14 protein-coding genes are annotated in these 17,209 nt (G+C 61.5%); 6 read left to right on the top strand and 8 right to left on the bottom strand.

Annotation, left to right across the window (positions count from 1 at the left end; all coding sequences use genetic code 11):
* From AC13QY_RS06205 to AC13QY_RS06195, 3 genes are read left to right on the top strand one after another with little or no spacing between them, the layout of a single operon-like run.
* Entirely contained in the window at nt 1-1,221 is a 1,221-nt protein-coding gene (locus AC13QY_RS06205) for an acyl-CoA dehydrogenase family protein (RefSeq protein WP_488492933.1), read from the top strand.
* Nucleotides 1,218-2,546 carry an LLM class flavin-dependent oxidoreductase gene (locus AC13QY_RS06200; RefSeq protein WP_183809941.1) on the top strand — a complete coding sequence of 443 codons (1,329 nt, stop codon included), beginning with the start codon at nt 1,218-1,220 and terminating at the stop codon, nt 2,544-2,546. The genes AC13QY_RS06205 and AC13QY_RS06200 overlap by 4 nt, the downstream gene beginning before the upstream one ends.
* Nucleotides 2,547-2,558: 12 nt before the next feature.
* Complete coding sequence (locus AC13QY_RS06195) at nt 2,559-3,407, top strand: NADPH-dependent oxidoreductase (RefSeq protein ID WP_488492932.1); 849 nt, start codon at nt 2,559-2,561, stop codon at nt 3,405-3,407.
* Nucleotides 3,408-3,415: 8 nt separating this feature from the next.
* On the opposite strand, the gene AC13QY_RS06190 is transcribed toward AC13QY_RS06195, so the two are convergent.
* Nucleotides 3,416-4,426 (bottom strand): LysR substrate-binding domain-containing protein, encoded by a 1,011-nt coding sequence (locus AC13QY_RS06190; protein ID WP_488492931.1) that lies wholly within the window; start codon nt 4,424-4,426, stop codon nt 3,416-3,418.
* A gap of 316 nt (nt 4,427-4,742) precedes the next feature.
* Here AC13QY_RS06190 and AC13QY_RS06185 point away from each other — a divergent pair, with 316 nt between their 5' ends.
* Nucleotides 4,743-6,359 (top strand): ABC transporter substrate-binding protein, encoded by a 1,617-nt coding sequence (locus tag AC13QY_RS06185; RefSeq protein ID WP_488492930.1) that lies wholly within the window; start codon nt 4,743-4,745, stop codon nt 6,357-6,359.
* Nucleotides 6,360-6,420: 61 nt separating this feature from the next.
* Here the strand turns inward: AC13QY_RS06185 and AC13QY_RS06180 are convergent, their stop codons facing one another.
* The 7 genes from AC13QY_RS06180 to AC13QY_RS06150 form a co-directional block, all read right to left on the bottom strand.
* Nucleotides 6,421-7,842: an FAD/NAD(P)-binding protein gene (locus AC13QY_RS06180; RefSeq protein WP_488492929.1), complete on the bottom strand. Its 1,422-nt coding sequence runs from the start codon at nt 7,840-7,842 to the stop codon at nt 6,421-6,423.
* A gap of 3 nt (nt 7,843-7,845) precedes the next feature.
* On the bottom strand, nt 7,846-9,081 hold the full coding sequence (locus tag AC13QY_RS06175) for an acyl-CoA dehydrogenase family protein (RefSeq protein WP_488492928.1): 1,236 nt from the start codon (nt 9,079-9,081) through the stop codon (nt 7,846-7,848).
* Nucleotides 9,082-9,142: 61 nt separating this feature from the next.
* Nucleotides 9,143-10,201, bottom strand: a complete 1,059-nt coding sequence (locus tag AC13QY_RS06170; RefSeq protein WP_488492927.1) for an aldo/keto reductase — start codon at nt 10,199-10,201, stop codon at nt 9,143-9,145.
* A gap of 14 nt (nt 10,202-10,215) precedes the next feature.
* Entirely contained in the window at nt 10,216-11,151 is a 936-nt protein-coding gene (locus AC13QY_RS06165) for an ABC transporter ATP-binding protein (protein ID WP_488492926.1), read from the bottom strand.
* Entirely contained in the window at nt 11,129-12,124 is a 996-nt protein-coding gene (locus tag AC13QY_RS06160) for an ABC transporter ATP-binding protein (RefSeq protein ID WP_488492925.1), read from the bottom strand. Before AC13QY_RS06160 ends, AC13QY_RS06165 begins: the two co-directional genes overlap by 23 nt.
* Nucleotides 12,121-13,125, bottom strand: a complete 1,005-nt coding sequence (locus AC13QY_RS06155) for an ABC transporter permease (RefSeq protein ID WP_488492924.1) — start codon at nt 13,123-13,125, stop codon at nt 12,121-12,123. The genes AC13QY_RS06160 and AC13QY_RS06155 overlap by 4 nt, the downstream gene beginning before the upstream one ends.
* Nucleotides 13,122-14,111: an ABC transporter permease gene (locus AC13QY_RS06150; protein ID WP_488492923.1), complete on the bottom strand. Its 990-nt coding sequence runs from the start codon at nt 14,109-14,111 to the stop codon at nt 13,122-13,124. Before AC13QY_RS06150 ends, AC13QY_RS06155 begins: the two co-directional genes overlap by 4 nt.
* Before the next feature lie 288 nt (nt 14,112-14,399).
* Between AC13QY_RS06150 and AC13QY_RS06145 the strand changes: the two genes are divergently transcribed.
* The gene (locus AC13QY_RS06145; protein ID WP_488492922.1) at nt 14,400-16,004 is read left to right on the top strand and encodes an ABC transporter substrate-binding protein; all 1,605 of its coding nucleotides are present in this window, start codon (nt 14,400-14,402) and stop codon (nt 16,002-16,004) included.
* Nucleotides 16,005-16,027: 23 nt separating this feature from the next.
* A complete protein-coding gene (locus AC13QY_RS06140; protein ID WP_113353480.1) occupies nt 16,028-17,206 on the top strand; it encodes an LLM class flavin-dependent oxidoreductase in 1,179 nt (392 codons plus the stop codon).
* The last annotated feature ends 3 nt before the right edge of the window (nt 17,207-17,209 follow it).

Raw genomic sequence — 17,209 nt, 5'->3', positions numbered from 1 at the left:
ATGACCATGAAACCAGATGGCTTCGAGCCACCCTATCCTCCACCCTCCCTTTTCGAGGCGGATCAATCGAATCCCCATCTCGCCAAAGCCGTGGAGCTTCGAGATATATTTGCCCTCGATGCCATCGAGAGAGATCAATCTGGCGGCAGGCCCGCCGGGCAGATCAGGCTCCTGAAGGAGAGCGGCCTCGTCAATCTGGTCATCCCGAAGGAATTCGGCGGTACCGGCGAACGCTACTCCACCGCCATGCGCATCGTGCGTGAATTCGCCAAGGTGGACGGCTCGCTCGGTCATCTCTATGGCTATCATTTCAGCCCGCTGCAAAACGCCGTTACCATGCTCCACGACGAGCGATCCCAAGACATCCTGCGCCGCTCCGCGACCGGTCGCTGGTTCTGGGGCAACACGACGAACAGTTTCTCGAAAAGTCTGTTCGGTCGAAGGAAAGGGGAAAAGGTCATCCTCAACGGCTTCAGGCCGTTCGCCTCGGGTTCGCATGTCGCCGACTATCTGATGGTCGCCTGGGAAGACGAGGACACCAACAAGCGGAGCTTTGCCTATATACCGGCCGACCGCTACGGCATCACCATCACGGACGATTGGGACGGGATCGGCCAGCGGCAGACCGGGAGCGGCCGTGTCCTCTACAAGGATGTCGAGATCAGCGACGAAGAGATCCTGCCGGAGCGCCCGAAGGATCCGATGACCCTATTGGCACCGTTGCAGCAGCAGAGCGTACTTCTCAACGTCTTCGTCGGCTCCGCGCAGGGGGGATTGGCAGCGGCGCGCGACTATACCGTCACGAAATCGCGGCCGTGGATCTATTCCGGTGTCGAGCGTCATTCCGACGACCCATGGATCAAGAGGCAATATGGCGAGCTTTGGATCAAGGTACAGGCGGCAACGGCGCTTGCCGACCGGGCTTTGGCGGCGGTTGATGCCGTTTATGCGAAGGGGCACGATTTGACGGCGAAGGAGCGCGGTGAAGCGGCGATCGCGGTCGCCTCCGCCAATGTGCTTGCCGGACGCGTCGCGCTGGAGGTGACGAGCGAGATCTTCGAGGTCATGGGCGCACGATCCGCCGTCAGGCCACTCGGTTTTGATCGCTTCTGGCGCAACGTGCGCATCCACACGCTTCACAACCCCGCCGAATACAAGACCCGCAATGTCGGGACCTGGTTCCTCGACGGCGAGTTTCCCGAACCGGGGATATTCCAGTGAGCAGAAAACGCGAACTTCATCTCAACATCAACATATTGCACTCAGGATTTTCGCCGGCGGCGTGGCGTATGCAGGGAAGTGACCCGCGCGCGTCCTTCGATATCAATCACTATATCAATGTCGCTCGAATCGCCGAACGCGGTACCTTCGACGCGATCTTCCTTGCCGATCAGGCAGCCATTTCCGATCGCGTCGATTTCCGCCCGCTGACGTCTCTCGAGCCGACCATCGTGCTGGCCTCGGTGGCGGCCCATACCGAGCATATCGGCCTGATCGCCACCGCATCGACCACCTATAACGAGCCCTACAATATCGCTCGCCGCTTCGCGACCCTCGATCACGCCAGCGGCGGCCGCGTCGGCTGGAACATCGTCACCAGCGCCGATCTCTCGCAAAGCCGGAATTTCGGCCTGGAAAAGCCGGTCGCGCATCACGGCCGCTATGAGCGCGCCGAGGAATTTGCATCGGTCGTCAAGGCCCTATGGGACAGCTGGGAGGAAGATGCCTTCATCGGCGATGTCGAAAGTGGCCGGTTCGTCGATACCAACAAGGTCCATGCGATCGCACATCGCGGCAAGCATTTTTCCGTTCATGGCCCGCACAACGTCCCACGCCCGCCGCAAGGACATCCCGTCATCGTGCAGGCCGGCGGCTCGGATGATGGGCGGGGGTTGGCAGCGAGGCACGCTGAAGCGGTGTTCTCAGCCTCGCAATCCCTGGAGGAGTCGCTCGATTACGCGCGCGACCTCCGAACAAGGGCCGCCCGCCATGGCCGCGCGCCCGACAGCCTGCTGGTGCTCGCCGGCCTCGCCACCATCATCGGCAGCACGGAGGCGGAGGCCAGGCGACGGCAAGAGGAGCTGCGGGACCTCATTCCGCTGGAATACAGCCTTGCGCGCCTGTCCGGCGTCCTGCAGGTCGATCCAGGCAAGCTGAAACTCGATGAGCCCCTGCCCGACGATATTCCCTTGCCGGCTGACGGCGGGCATACCTTTTTCCGGGCAACGCTTGCTCTTGCCCAGCGCGAGAAATTGACCGTACGCGGCCTCATCCGCGCCTTGAATGGCGGGACCGGACACCGCACCATTGTCGGCACGCCCGACGCGATTGCCGATGATATCGAAAAATGGTTCGAGGCGGGCGCGGCCGATGGCTTCAACCTGATGCCCGATGTGCTGCCGCATGGCCTGGAGGTCTTCGTGGACGAGGTGGTGCCCATCCTGCGCCGCCGCGGCCTGTTCAGGAAAGTATATACGGGGCATACCCTACGGGACCATCTCGGCCTTTCCCGGCCGGCCAACCCCTATGCCGTTGCCGCCGAATAAAGGAGAAACAGCATGACATCAGCAACGACGGCGAAACTTCCCGACGATGATCGGCTCGCCTCTCTCGTCGGCGAGCGCTATCGCAACAGCCATCATATCGGCGCCGACTGGAATGAGACGATCGAAACGTTGCTGTCCCATCGTAGCGTGCGCGACTATCTGCCAAAGCCGGTTCCGGATGACATTCTCCACCTCGCGGTCGCCGCGGCCCAATCGGCGCCGAGCTCGTCCAACCTGCAGGCCTGGAGCGTCATTGCCGTCAGGGACGATACGCGCAAGGAAAAGCTGAACGCCGTTGCCGGAACACAGAGGCAGATCACGCAGGCGCCGCTCTTGCTGATCTGGCTCGCGGATCTTTCGAGGCCACGCCGCATCGCGGCGGATCAGGGTTCAGCCGCCGATGGCCTCGACTATGTCGAAAGCTTCCTGCTCGGTGTCATCGACGCCGCGCTCGCGGCGCAAAATGCCGTTGTCTCCCTGGAATCGCAGGGCCTCGGCACTTGCTATATCGGCGCCATCCGCAACGACCCGGAGACCGTGGCGCGCGAGCTGGAATTGCCGGAGGGTGTCTTTCCAGTTTTCGGCCTGACGGTCGGCTATCCCGATCCGGCCATACGGGCCGCCGTCAAACCGCGGCTACCGCAAACGAGCGTGCTCCATGACGAACGCTACGATCACCGCCGGCGGTCGGAGGACCTACGACATTACAACACGGTCCTGCAGGACTTTCAGACCGAACAGCGCATGCCGCGCATTGACTGGACGGTGCAAGTGAAAAACAGGATCGGATCCGTCGAAGCCCTGAAGGGACGACACCTTCTCGGCGTGGCGGCTCGCCGCCTCGGCTTCAGACTGAAATAATCGGCCGGCTATTCGGCGGCGGCAATGTCAAGCCTGCGCAATATATTGCGCGACAGGATGTCGCCGATCGTCCGCACGACCTTGGCCTCCGCCCGCAGCCAGTTGCGGAACAGTTCGACGCGCATCAGGCGCTCCTTGGCCGGCGTCGTGACGAAGAAATAGGAAAAGCTCACGGCTTGCGAACCGCCGAAGGGCGTCACCAGACGTCCCGCCTTCAGCTCGGCCTCCGCCAGGCGGATTTTCCCAAGACCAAGTCCTTGCCCCGCCAACGCGGCATCTATGACGAGAGATGATTGACTGAGGCGGAAGCCGCCCTGTGGCAAACGCAGGGATAGTCCTTCTGCACGCAGCCAGCCATTCCAATCCGGGCAGGAATGATCATGCTCCGCGCCATCCTCGTGCAAGAGAGGCACCCCTTCGATCGCCCGCGGGCCGTTCCACAGCCAATGCCGCTCGGCGAATTCAGGGCTGCAGATCGGCACGACGGCCTCGGAGAAAAGGTGATCGACGACAAGGCCGGGATAAACGCCGCTGCCATAACGGATGGCGCAATCCGTGTCGCCTTTATTCAAATCGATCAAATGCGTCGAGGCATCGACCAGAATCTCCAGGCCAGGGGCTGCTTGCCTCAGACCATCCAGTCTCGGGATCAGCCATTTGCTGGCAAAGGACGGCGCGACCGATACGCGGATCGGAAGATCGTGATCGTTGGCGATGAATTGCGTCATCGTCGCCAGAACCACGTCGAACGCATTTGTCAGTCCCGGTACAAGTGCCATGCCGGCAGCCGTCAACTGGAGTTGACCGCGGACCCTGTGAAACAGCGACTGCCCCAGATAGTCCTCCAGAAGCCGGATCTGTTGGCCGACGGCCGCCGAGGTGACGTGCAATTCCTCGGCGGCGCCAAGGAAACTCAGGTGCCGCGCTGTCGCCACGAAGGCGCGCAACGAAGTCAATGGCGGCAACCGCGCCAAGGTCGGCTGGATGGGTTTTCTCCGAGTGTCGGCAATCGTGTTCATTAGCCGATTGCAGCACAATCGGCCATCTCAAGACGAGAACGCGCTTTGCGTTTACCGGTGAGCGGATGGATATTTTCTTCCATGCCCAGACGGCGCGGGGGAAGCAAAAACTAAAAATGCGAAATAGTCTATATTTTTAATAGACAAAAGATTTGACCGGCCCGCTTCAGGCGATCCGGCGAAGCTTTTCTTTCTCGGGCGATCAGAAAAACATTCTTCCGTTTTACCCGCCCGGCGCCCGAAGATGCGCCGATCGCGGACATCTCCGCCAGCGGTTCACCGAAGGACCGATCCGTTCAACCGGCAAGGAAAGCGAATGACCATCAACCGCCGCCGTTTCAACCAACTGCTTCTGCTCTCGACCGCAGCAACCCTTCTGCCAACCGCCGCGATGCGCGCGGCCGAAACACCGCCGCGCGGCGGCACGCTTAATTTCATCGTCGAGCCCGAGCCGCCAACCATCCTGGCACTCGCCCATACCGCCGGCGGCACGCAGAAGATCAGCCCGAAGATCACCGAGGGCCTGCTCACCTACGATTTCGGTCTCGTGGCGAAGCCGCAGCTCGCGACCGAATGGTCGGTGGCCTCAGATGGCCTCACCTATACGTTCAAGCTTAGACCCAACGTCAAATGGCACGACGGCAAGCCATTCACCTCGGCCGATGTCGCCTATTCGATCGAGCTCCTGAAACAGGTTCATCCGCGTGGACGAGGCACGTTCGCCAATGTCATCGCGGTCGACACGCCAGACCCCCTGACGGCGATATTCCGTCTCTCCAAGCCAGCGCCTTACCTTTTGAAAGCGCTCTACGCGGCCGAATCTCCGATCGTGCCGAAACACATCTACGAAGGCGTCAAGATCGCCGATGTTCCGACCAATCCGAACGGTAGCGCCCCTATCGGCACCGGTCCCTTTGTTTTCCGGGAGTGGGTGCGCGGCTCCCATATCATCCTTGAGCGCAATCCCGATTATTGGGATGCCGGCAAACCCTACCTCGATCAGATCGTTGTGCGTTTCGTGCCCGATGGCGCTGCCCGCGCGGCGGGCTTCGAGACCGGAGAGTTCGATCTCGGTGGCGACAATCCCATCCCGCTCGCCGATCTCGAGCGCATCAAGGCGCTGCCGAATATCGGCATCGATTCCCGCGGCTACGAGACGAAGGGCGACCAGACGCAGCTCATCCTCAACCTCGATAATGAATACCTGAAGGATGTCCGCGTGCGTCGCGCGATCGCGCATGCCATCGACCTCAACGTCATCCTCAATACGGTCTGGTATGGCTATGGCCACGTCTCGCCAACGCCTATCAGCACCTTCCTGCCGCAATATCTCAATGCCGCGATCAAGCCCCATGCCTTCGATCTCAAGGCGGCGGAGCAATTGCTGGACGAGGCCGGCTATAAGCGAAACGGCGGCGGCACTCGGTTTGCGCTTCGCCTGACGCACAATTCCTACAATGAAGGCTTCAAACGCGTCGCCGAATATCTGAAGCAGAACCTCGCTCGCATAGGTATCGACGCGAGGATCGATTCCTACGACTTCTCGACCTATATCCAGAAGGTCTATACCGAGCGCGCCTTCGACCTCACGGCGGAATATCTCGGCAACCAGTTCGATCCGACGCTCGGCGTGCAGCGCATCTACTGGTCGAAGAACTTCAAGCTCGGATTGCCTTTCTCCAACGCCAGCCACTATCAAAATCCGGAGGTCGATAGGTTGCTCGAGACAGCTTCGATCGAAGTCGACGAGGCAAAGCGCAAGCAGGAATTCAACGACTTCCAGAAGATCATCGCCGATGAGCTGCCCGTCATCAATCTGATCTCGCTCGAAAACGTCACGGTCTTCAATAAGCGCGTCAAAAACCACACGATCGGCGCCGAAGGCGTGCAATCGAATTTCGCCGATGTCTATATCAAGGAGGGCGAAGGCTGACACTAAAAGCAGCCCGTTCTGCTTGAGGGGGCGATGCGGCGCCCCCTTCCTTTATGTCGGATTACGAGGCGGCTCGGGCGAGCGGCGTCAGTTTGGCGAGAATACGATCGGCAAGCGCGACCGCCTGCGCTCGTTGCTCCGAGATCGAGCTAGACTCCCAGGCAACGCCGCGCAGCGGATGGCCGATGGCGCTGATGTTGCGGTGAACACGCCCCTCTTCCGAAATGACATCCCCTTGTTCCGTGGCATCGATGCCGAAACCGGTGCTGTGCGGGCGAACCTCTCCGCTTTCGATGAGGCTCCTGACGAAGGGATCGGAAATGCGTCGCCAGTCGTGTAACTGATGGCCACGGCAATCGATGACGCCGCCGAACGAATGGGACTCGGTGCCCGAACGCGTCTTCAACGTCGCCGTAATCAAGCGGCCAGCGGACTTCATGGAAAGCAATCGCGCAGGCCCGTGCCGGAGCCTGCCTTCGGCAACCGCCTTAGAGACGGCGCGATAGCTGTCAGGCGCGGCGCGATGCGCCGTCACATCCCAGAATGCCCGCAGATGACGTGCGAACCGCGATCTCTCGACATCGTCAGCCTTTTGCCACAAAGGCAAAATGTAGGGCCGGATGGCGAGCGGCAGCGCCTGCCAATCCTTGGCCTCGGCCGCCAGTGCGCGACGTTCGGCCTTGACGATCGAGAGCAAGGACCGCGCGGTGGTCGGTAGAGGTCTCTCTGCGAGGAAATCACGCTCCAGCGCGGCATTGCGCCGATCCTCTATGAATTGACCACGCCTGGATATGACCTGATAGCGGCCCTGGAAGCCTCGCGCCTCCATGCTCGCGACCGCATCGACCATGGACAGGCTCGAACCGATGAGCAAGATCTCATCTGTCTCCAGCAGGCGATCGAGGGCCGCAACATCCCACGGAGATGCGGCAAAACCCGGATGACTGGCGACGGATGCTTCCTGTCGTACAAGATCGGGCTGGAAGACGCCGAGGGCCAGAACCACCTCGTCCGCTTCGATAGTCTCGCCGTCACTTGTGGTGATCTCCACCCTGTGTGGAGCGGAAACGAGACGCCTCGCCATGGCCCTGACATGCCGGAATGTCGATCCGGAGCGTGCTGTCGATATCGCCCGGCGCAGCTCATCGCGGACATAGGTTCCATAAAGGTGGCGCGGCGGAAAACTACCTGCGATATCGGCGGGCGGTGTCCAGCCATAACGCAACGCGTTCTCCGCCAGCCAATGAGTAAGATGGTCGGGCTCTTCCGGATGAAGGGAAAAGGTACCGGCGGGGCCATTGACGAGATGCACGCCCTCGGTCGTGCTATAGGCGACCCCACGCCCAAGCTCCTCGCGGGGCTCCAATATCGTGATCGAAAGCGGCACCTCCGTCTTGTCGAGCAGCTTGATCGCCGTTAACGCGCCGGCAAAGCCGCCACCGATAATGACGACGGATTGGTGGGAATGCGGGTCGATGTACATGGCTCAGAAGACCTTGCCTTCTTCCAGATGCGTCGTGGTGCCGTTGATGTAGTAATCGCCCACCACCCGCGCCTTGTGCAGCAAAGGGTTATGGTTCAGCACCGTGCGAATGTTGCGCCAATGGCGATCGAGATTGAGATGGCGCGACGTCGCCGACCCGCCGCCGAGCTCGAAGACGTTGGTCGCGGCGGTAAGCGCGAGCTGCGATGCGACGATCTGGGTGCGCGCCGTCGTCAGCGCGCTTTCGACCAATGCCGTCTCCAAGGCCCGCGGATCATCCCCTGCGAAGGTCGCGGCCGTCCGATCGAGCGCGCGAGCACTCTCGCGGATCAGCGTGTCGACGGCAAAGGAGTTTGCCGCGATCTCGCCTAATATCTTCTGGACGAAAGGATCGGCATTGGCCGTCTCGGCGGCGCTGTGGGCTGCCGAACGCGCCTGCCTGCGCACGTAATCCGTGCCTTCTGTCAGCGCGCCGCGGACCGCGCCCGCCATCGAGGCGGCAAGATGCAGCTGACGTAGCGTCGAGGTATGCCTGCCGATCAGCGTGCTCAGCCCGCGCCTCGAAATCTCGTGCGGCAGCACTTCCACGTCATCGAGCAGGACGCCACCGCTTGCCGTCAGACGCTGACCCATGCCGTCCCAATCGTCGAGGATGCTGATCCCCTTACGGTCGACGGGTAAAAGCACGCTGACGAGCTGGTCGTCATCATCCTTGGCGCTGAAGGAGGCGAAATCGGCGAATGCCGTGCCGGTCGCATACCATTTGCGCCCGTTGAGCCTGTAGCTCTCGCCGGATTTCGTCAGCCGCGTTGTGACATCACCAGGACGCTTCGTCCCCTGCTCTGTATGAGCGCCGCCGAAGAGCTTACCGCTAAGGACGCGGGCAAGCTGCGTGCGATCGACCGAACTGTGCGGATTGAGCAGCAGCGCTTCCGTGAAGTTGAAATGGCTGCGGAGCGAGTGGGCAACATTGGAATCGGCCGCGGCGAGCGTCATCACCATCTCGATATAATCGAGCACCGATCCGCCCGGCCCGCCGAGCGCCGTCGGTATGCGCAACGCGCCAAGGCCGGCCTCCTTGAACAGCTTGAAAGCCTCATGGGGCAGCTCGCGTTCGAGGTCTCGACGCGCAGCGCCTTTTGCGATCTCCGCGGCAAGATCGGGTATTCTTGCAAGCAACGTCGTCCGATTGGTCTCAACGGGTACGGAGGGCACGGCTGATGAAACTGTCATGGGCATGAAGAGGCTCTTTGCGCCGGAAGGGAACGGCCCCGCTCAAGCGGGGCCTTGGGCTTGGCACTCAGGCGACGGCGCGAGCAAGCGGCACGACGTTTTCATTGTCGCGGGCGGCGCTGACGGGAACGCGACCCTCGACCGGGTGGCTCGGATCGTTGAACCCCGGGGTCGATGGATGGCCCGTCGTGACCAGCCGGTCGACCAGAGCTTCGTCCTCGGCGGTCAGCTTGACGTCGAGAGCACGGATGTAGTTATCCCAATGCTCTTCCGTGCGTGGACCGGTGATCGCCGAGGTGATCAACTTGTTGTTCAGTACCCAGGCGATAGCGAATTCAGTCGGCGTGACCTTCTTGGCGGCGGCGTGAGCGGCGATTTCCTTGGCAATGGCGATCGATTCCGGACGCCATTCGGTCTCAAGAATGCGCTTGTCGCCGCGGCCGGCGCGGGTATCAGCAGCGGGCTCCTTGCCCGGCTCATACTTGCCCGTCAGCACGCCACGCGCCAGCGGCGAGTAGGAAACGACGCCTAGACCGTAATGATGAGCGGCCGGAAGCTGCTCGGCTTCGGCGGTGCGGTTGACGATATTGTAGAGCGGCTGGCTTGCGACGGGGCGATCGATGCCGAGCTGATCGGCCAGATGCGATATCTCGGCGATGCGCCAGCCGCGGAAATTCGAGACGCCGAAGTAGCGCAGTTTGCCCGCGCGGATGAGATCGGCGATCGCGCGCACCGGCTCCTCCAACGGCGCGTCGAAGACAGCGCGATGGAAATAAAGGATGTCGATATAGTCGGTGTTGAGACGGCGCAGCGAATTTTCGACCGTCTCGATCACCCATTTGCGCGAATGACCGCCGAGATTGGGGCCCTTCTTGTGCGAGTTGACGAACTTCGTCGCAAGCACCCAATGATCGCGATTTGCCTTGATGCCGCGACCGACCACCTCTTCCGACTTGCCGTCATGGTAGACATCGGCGGTGTCGATGAAATTGATGCCCTGGTCACGGGCCTTGTCGATAATGCGGAAGGCGACGTCGTCAGGCGTCGGCCCTCCGAACATCATCGTCCCAAGGGTGAGAGGCGATACCTTCAGCGCGCTACGCCCGAGATAGCGATAGTCGACCATGTCATTTCTCCATTTCATTGTGCGTGATGGCAGGCGACCATGTGGCCACTGCCCATTTGCCGATAGACCGGATGGTCGCTCCGGCAGATGTCTGTTGCGAGCGGGCAGCGCGTATGAAAGCGACAGCCGGATGGCGGGTTGTGCGGGCTCGGCAGATCGCCTGTGATCGGGGCGGCCTGCTTGCGCCGCGACGGATCAGGCACGGCGGTAAGCAGCGCGCGCGTGTAGGGATGCCTGGCATCGCTCCAAAGCCTTGCCGTCGGTGCGCTTTCGACGATGCGGCCGAGATACATGACCAGCACGCGATCGGCGAAATAGCGCACGACCGACAGGTCATGGGAGATGAAGAGGTAGGAAAGCGAAAGCTCCGTCTTCATCTCGACGAGAAGATTGAGGATCTGCGCCTGGATCGACAGATCGAGCGCGGAAACGGGCTCATCGCAGATGACGAGCTCCGGCTGCAGGATCAGCGCGCGGGCAATACCGATGCGCTGGCGTTGGCCGCCGGAGAACTCATGCGGATAGCGGTCGAGCGAATCCGCCGGCAGGCCGACATGGGCGACCATCGCGGCGGCGATGGCGTCACGGCTCCTGCGGTCACCGATGCCATGGACGGCGAGCGGCGCCGTCAGGATCGAGCGGATCGTCTGGCGCGGATTAAGCGAGGCGAACGGGTCCTGAAAGATCATCTGGATATGCCGGCGGACCGACCGCAACTCCTTGCCCGACATCGCGGCGACATCGCGCCCCTTGAAGGCGACACGCCCGGATGTCGGATCGACGAGGCGCATCAGGGATTTGCCGAGCGTCGACTTGCCGCAGCCGGATTCGCCGACCAGCGCCACGGTCTCGCCCGCAAGGATCTCAAGCGATACGTCATCCACGGCCCGCACGGTTCCGGCCGTGGCCGGATAGTGCGTGGAAAGCCTATCGACCGACAGAAGCGACATGGGCTTTCTCCGTATGGACTGGAACATGGGGGCAGGCCACCTCGCGGCTGGCCGACACCTCGACGAGCGCCGGCACGGACTGCCCGCAGGCCGCTCGCGCCACCGGACAGCGCGGTCGGAAGGAACAGCCCTGTTCGCCGGTCGCCGAAACGATCGAGCCGCGAATTTCCGTCAATGGCCCATCGCGATAATGATAGTCGGCCTTCAATCGCGGCGAGGCCGCGAGCAGCCCCTGCGTATAGGGATGATACGGCGTCTCGAACAAGGCATCGGGCAGGCCCTGCTCGATCTTTCGCCCCGCATACATCACGACGACGCGGTCGGCCCATTGCGCGACGATGCCGAGGTCGTGCGTGATGAGGATGACCGCCATGTTGAGCTGACCGCGCAGGCGATCGAGCAATTGCAGCACCTGTGCCTGGATCGTGACGTCGAGTGCCGTCGTCGCCTCGTCGGCGATCAGGAGCCGGGGACCGCAGGCGACCGCGATGGCGATCATGACGCGTTGACGCATGCCGCCCGAAAGCTGGTGCGGATAGTCGTCGATACGTTTTGCCGCCTCTGGAATGCTCACGAGATCCAGCAGGTCGATCGCCCGCTGGCGCGCCTGCCTGCCACTCAGTTTTTCATGAATGCGCAGGACTTCGACGATCTGGGCGCCGATCGTCAGTACGGGATTGAGCGACGTCATCGGCTCCTGGAAGATCATGGCGATGTCGTGCCCGCGAATGCTCCGCATCTCCCGTTCCCGCAATTTCAGGAGATCGCGGCCGTCGAACAGGATTTCGCCCGCCGTCTTGGCGTGCCGGGGCAGGAGACCCATGAGGCCGAGCGCGGTCAGCGACTTGCCCGAGCCCGACTCGCCGACAACAGCCAGCATCTCGCCGGCCGCCACGGTGAAACTAACGCCCTTGACGGGCTGAGCGCTACCGAAACCCACCGAGAAATCGCGAACGTCGAGAAGTCCCGTCATCGACGCTCCTCCGAAAAACGCGGATTAAGGGCATCGTTCAGGCCATCGCCAATGAGATTGAGCGATAGAACCGTGAAGACAATGGCAAGGCCCGGCAAGGCGGTGAGATACCAGGCCGTGCGGATGACATCGCGCCCCGCGCCGATCATCGAGCCCCAGGAGACACGATTGGGATCGCCAAGCCCCATGAAGGAAAGCGCCGATTCCATCAGGATCGCGCTCGCCACCATCACGGAGGATGTCACGATCAGCGGCGGCAAGGCATTCGGAAGGATTTCTCGAAAAATGATGCGGGCATGACCGAAGCCGAGGCTGCGGGCGGCGAGAACATAGTCTTTCTCCTTTATGCCGCGAAACTCGGCGCGTGTCAGGCGCGCGACCGTCGGCCAGCTGACGAGCGCGATCGCGATCGTCACCGTCGTCGTGGTCGGCTGTGCGATAGCAACCAACACGACAAGCAGGACGAAACTCGGCATGGTCTGGAAAATCTCGATGAGCTTGACGAGGAGATCATCGACGACGCCACCGAAGTAGCCGGCAAGCGCGCCGATCGTCACGCCGGCGCCCAGGCCGAGCAGGGTCGCGGCGATGCCCACGGTCAGCGAAATCTGGGCACCATGAAGAATGCCCGCCAGCACGTCACGCCCCATGGAATCCGTTCCCAACGGATAGACCGGATTTTGGCCCGGCCAAAGGAAGGGTCGCGCCACCATCTCAAGGGGATCACCAGGATAGAGGATCGGCGCAAGCAGGGCCGCGAACACGATTGCCGCTAGGACAGCGATGCCGAAGAGCGCGTTGGGGTTGGAAAGAAAGATCCTGAGCTCACGCCGACGCCCTTGCCAGCGCGGGGCCGAAACAGCCGTCGTGCGGGCATCGGGCGCATGGATGTGGGTCCAACGGCGTTCGGGAACGGGCGCGGCCTTTGCCGCCGTTTCGGCCTCCTCGGCACTGAAATCGCGCGCCGTGTCCGCATAGATCTTGAGTTCCTGCGCTTTCATCGGCTTGCTCCGATCCGCGGGTCGAGCCAGGCTTGCAGAAGATCCACGGCAGCGTTGGCGATGATGACGAGAAATGACGAGAGCAAAAGGATGCCAAGCAGAACGCTGAAGTCGCGAGCCATGACGGCCTCGAAAGCCAACCGTCCAAGGCCGGGCCAGCTGTAGACCGTCTCGACCACGACGGCGCCGCCGAGCATGCCGCCGAAATGCATCCCGGCCATGGTCGTGATCGGGATCAGCGCGTTGCGCAGCACGTGTCGGGTTGTCAACATGAAGGGCGAGACGCCCTTCGCCCGCGCCGTGCGCACGAAATCCTGTGACTTGACCTCCAGCATGGCGGCGCGTGTCAACCGTGCATAGATCGCCAGGTAGAAGAGGGCGAGTGATATGGCCGGCAGCACCATGTAACGCGCGCGATCAAGCAGCGCCGGCAAGCCGGTGAGCCGTGAACCGATGGTGCTGTCGCCGCCGCTCGGCAGCCATCCGAGCTTGACGGAAAACAGCAGGATCAACATCAGCCCGATCCAGAAACCCGGAATCGAATAGAAGAGGAGGGAGATGATCGAGATCAACCGATCCGGCAGCCGCCCGGCAAATGTTGCCATCAGCGATCCGAGGATCAGACCGAGCGCGAGCGCGGCGGCGAGCGCGGCCACCATCAGCGTCAGGGTGCCAGGCAATCGCTGGCCGATCAGATCGGCGACAGGCATGCCGTAGCGCGGCGAGAAGCCGAGACTGAAATGCGCGAGATTGTTCAAATAGTTCGCGAGCTGCACGAGGATCGGATTGTCCAGGCCGAAGCGCTCGCGCAGCGCCGCCATCGTCTCGACTGTTGCCGATCCGGCTTCGGCCGCCATGACATCGGCCGCATCGCCGGGCGCCAGCTTGAGCAGGAAGAAATTCAGGATGACGATGCCAAGCATCGTCGGCACCGCCTGCGTGGCCGTCCGACGTAGCGTTCTTCCTATCCGCATGTAAGCCGACATCGAAACTCCTCGGCAGCGCCACCGAAATTCCGAGCGCTGCATCGCAATAGTAGTTGACTAAATCTGTAGGTTTTGTCAAATCGTTATTGGTAGATATTTCCGAAATTTCTCAGAATAATGAGGTAAATTAGAATATGTTTTCAATAAAACAAAATTTGCGCATCATTTTTCCCAAGAAGTGAGCACGAGGCAATAAAGCAACCTACGAGAACGGCTCCCTTCGAGAACATAAAACCAACGGCAGTTCAGACACGGCAACACGAGTTTAGACGGGTGAGGCAACTTCAGATGACCAGACTTTCCACGATTACACGCCGGAGTTTCCTGCTCTCGTCGGCAGCGCTCGGTGCGATCGCCGTAACGGGAACAGCCGTCCATGCGGCTCCGTCACGTGGCGGCACCGCGACGCTTCTGCTTTCGGCCGAGCCGCCGGTCCTGACGACGATTGCCCATACGGCCTTCAACTCTGTTTATGTCTCCCCGAAGGTAACAGAGGGGCTGCTGACTTATGATTTCGATCTTAATCCGCAGCCGCTGCTGGCCAAGCAATGGTCCATCAGCGATGATGGGCTACGCTACACCTTCAAGCTGCGCGATGGAGTCAAATGGCACGACGGCAAGCCCTTCACCGCCGATGACGTCGTCTTCTCGATCAAGACGCTCAAGGATATCCACCCGCGCGGACGCAATACCTTTCTGAACCTCGTCGAGATCGAAACACCCGATCCCTTGACGGCGATCCTGGTCCTGTCCAAACCGGCTCCCTATCTGATTACCGCGCTCGCCGCCTCGGAATCGCCAATCGTTCCCCGCCATCTCTATGAAGGCACGAAGGTCGCCGAAAATCCCGTCAATCTGGCGCCAGTCGGCACTGGCCCCTTCAAGTTCAAGGAGTGGGTGCGCGGCAGTCATATCGTCTACGAGCGCAATCCCGACTACTGGGACCAGCCTCGTCCCTATCTCGACCAACTGATCGTCCGCTTCATTCCCGACGCCGCCGCGCGCTCGATCGCGATCGAAACAGGCGAGATCGATCTGGCGCCATCGACGCCCGTCCCCTTGAGCGATCTCGATCGCCTCAAGGACGTGGCGAGCCTCGCCTTCGAAACAAGGGGTTATCAATATTCCAACGGCGTCAGTCGTATCGAATTCAATCTGGAAAGGCCGGTTTTCAAGGATGTCCGCGTCCGGCAGGCCTTCGCGCATGTCATCGACCGAAAGGTGATCCGCAACACCATCAACTACGGCTATGGCGAACCGATCCCCGGCCCGATCAATCCCAATCTGGCGAAATGGTTTGTCGCCGATCTCAAGACCTATCCGATCGACCTTGCCGCGGCGGAGAAGCTGCTCGACGAGGCCGGCCATCCGCGCGGTTCGGACGGTGTGCGCCTGCGCCTCAATCTTGACTATGTGCCGAGCGGCGAACCCTACAGCCGTGGCTCGGAATATATCCGCCAGGCACTCGCCAAGGTCGGCGTCGAGGTGACGGTGCGCAGCCAGGATTTCGCGACCTACACCAAGCGCATCTACACCGATCGCGATTTCGATTTTGCCTATGAGGGAATGAGCAATCTCTTCGACCCGACGGTCGGCGTGCAGCGGCTTTACTGGAGCAAGAACTTCAAGCCGGGCGTGCCCTTCTCCAATGGCTCGGCTTACAGCAACCCCAAGGTGGACGCCCTTCTCGAGGCCGCCGCCATCGAGGTCGATCCCCAGAAGCGGGTCGAGCAATGGCGCGAGATCCAGAAGATCCTCGTCGAGGATCTGCCTGCTCTCGACATCGTCAGCCAGCCGGAACTGACCATCTACAACAAGCGTATCGCCGACCACACGCTCGGCGGCGAAGGCATCGCCGGCAGCCTTGCCCATGCCTACATCGCAACCGCCTGAAGCACCGAAAGCAAGGAAACGCCATGTCCATCCAGCACCGTCCTGGTTCCATCGTGGGCCTGCCGAAATTCGCAGCACCTACCGATTTTCCAGATAGCCCGCTGTCACAGGCACTGAAACAACCCGTTCTGCTCGGCCTCTTCCTGCCGATCCAGGCCGGCGGCTGGACGCAGTCGACCCTCGAACGCTCGACCGACTGGCGCTTCGACTACAACAAGGCGCTGACGCTGCGCGCGGAGGAACTGGGTTTCGATCTGGTATTCGCCCTGTCGCAATGGCTTCCCAAGGGTGGCTATGGCGGTGTCTTCGACGGTCACGCACTCGACAGCTTCGTTTCGACCGCAGCGCTCGCAGGCCTCACCAAGAAGATCATGCTCATCTCGACAATGCATGTTCTCTATGGTCCATGGCATCCGCTGCACCTTGCCAAGTTCGGCGCCACGCTCGACCACATCACCGGCGGCCGCTGGGGCATCAACGTCGTCACCGGGCACAGGGCCGTCGAGCACGAAATGTTCGGCTGGCAGCGCATCGAGCATGACAGGCGCTATGAGCTCGCGGCGGAATTTCTCGAGGTCGTGCAGCGGCTTTGGAGCGACGACGAGAATTACTCCTTCGAAGGCGAAAGCAGCTGGAAGCTCGGTGGCGGCTACGTGACACCGAAACCGAATTTCGGCCGACCGATCCTCGTCAACGCCACCGGATCCGATGCAGGCATCGCCTTTGCCGGCCGCTACTCGGATATCGTCTTCATCACCAGCCCGACCGGTGCTGACATCGACAGCGCCCTCGCCTCCCTTCCGGCTCATAGCAAGAAGGTGAAGGATGCCGCCGCCGATGTCGGACGAAGCGTGCGCACCCTGCTCAATCCGATGGTCATTTGCCGTCCGACCGAGAAGGAGGCATGGGAACTCGCCGACCGGATCGTCGCCCATGCCGACCAGCGTTCCCGTAAGGGCTTCCAGTCGCTGGATTCCGACGCCCATGCCTGGAAGGGCCGCGACGCACAGGATCCCTATCGCTTCATCGGCGGCAACATCCGTGTCATCGGCTCGCCGGAGCAGGTGGTCGACCAGTTCGTCAAGCTGAGGGCGGCCGGTATCGACGGCCTGCAGCTTAGCTTCTTCGATTTCCGCGACGATCTCGAATTCTTCGGCAGCGATGTTCTGCCGCTGATGAAACAAGCCGGCCTGCGCCACTGAAAG

The sequence above is a fragment of the Martinezella sp. CNPSo 3795 genome (assembly GCF_057784475.1).
The sequence above is the reverse complement of the archived record's forward strand: the minus strand, read 5'-3'. Positions and strand labels throughout refer to the sequence as shown.

Bases quoted from the DNA above. Each gene is read 5' to 3' on its own strand.
- AC13QY_RS06185 (WP_488492930.1), top strand. From the start codon at position 4,743: ATGACCATCAACCGCCGCCGTTTCAACCAACTGCTTCTGCTCTCGACC.
- AC13QY_RS06145 (WP_488492922.1), top strand. From the start codon at position 14,400: ATGACCAGACTTTCCACGATTACACGCCGGAGTTTCCTGCTCTCGTCG.
- AC13QY_RS06160 (WP_488492925.1), bottom strand. From the start codon at position 12,124: ATGACGGGACTTCTCGACGTTCGCGATTTCTCGGTGGGTTTCGGTAGC.
- AC13QY_RS06140 (WP_113353480.1), top strand. From the start codon at position 16,028: ATGTCCATCCAGCACCGTCCTGGTTCCATCGTGGGCCTGCCGAAATTC.
- AC13QY_RS06190 (WP_488492931.1), bottom strand. From the start codon at position 4,426: ATGAACACGATTGCCGACACTCGGAGAAAACCCATCCAGCCGACCTTG.
- AC13QY_RS06180 (WP_488492929.1), bottom strand. From the start codon at position 7,842: ATGTACATCGACCCGCATTCCCACCAATCCGTCGTCATTATCGGTGGC.
- AC13QY_RS06195 (WP_488492932.1), top strand. From the start codon at position 2,559: ATGACATCAGCAACGACGGCGAAACTTCCCGACGATGATCGGCTCGCC.
- AC13QY_RS06175 (WP_488492928.1), bottom strand. From the start codon at position 9,081: ATGCCCATGACAGTTTCATCAGCCGTGCCCTCCGTACCCGTTGAGACC.
- AC13QY_RS06165 (WP_488492926.1), bottom strand. From the start codon at position 11,151: ATGTCGCTTCTGTCGGTCGATAGGCTTTCCACGCACTATCCGGCCACG.
- AC13QY_RS06205 (WP_488492933.1), top strand. From the start codon at position 1: ATGACCATGAAACCAGATGGCTTCGAGCCACCCTATCCTCCACCCTCC.
- AC13QY_RS06155 (WP_488492924.1), bottom strand. From the start codon at position 13,125: ATGAAAGCGCAGGAACTCAAGATCTATGCGGACACGGCGCGCGATTTC.
- AC13QY_RS06170 (WP_488492927.1), bottom strand. From the start codon at position 10,201: ATGGTCGACTATCGCTATCTCGGGCGTAGCGCGCTGAAGGTATCGCCT.
- AC13QY_RS06150 (WP_488492923.1), bottom strand. From the start codon at position 14,111: ATGTCGGCTTACATGCGGATAGGAAGAACGCTACGTCGGACGGCCACG.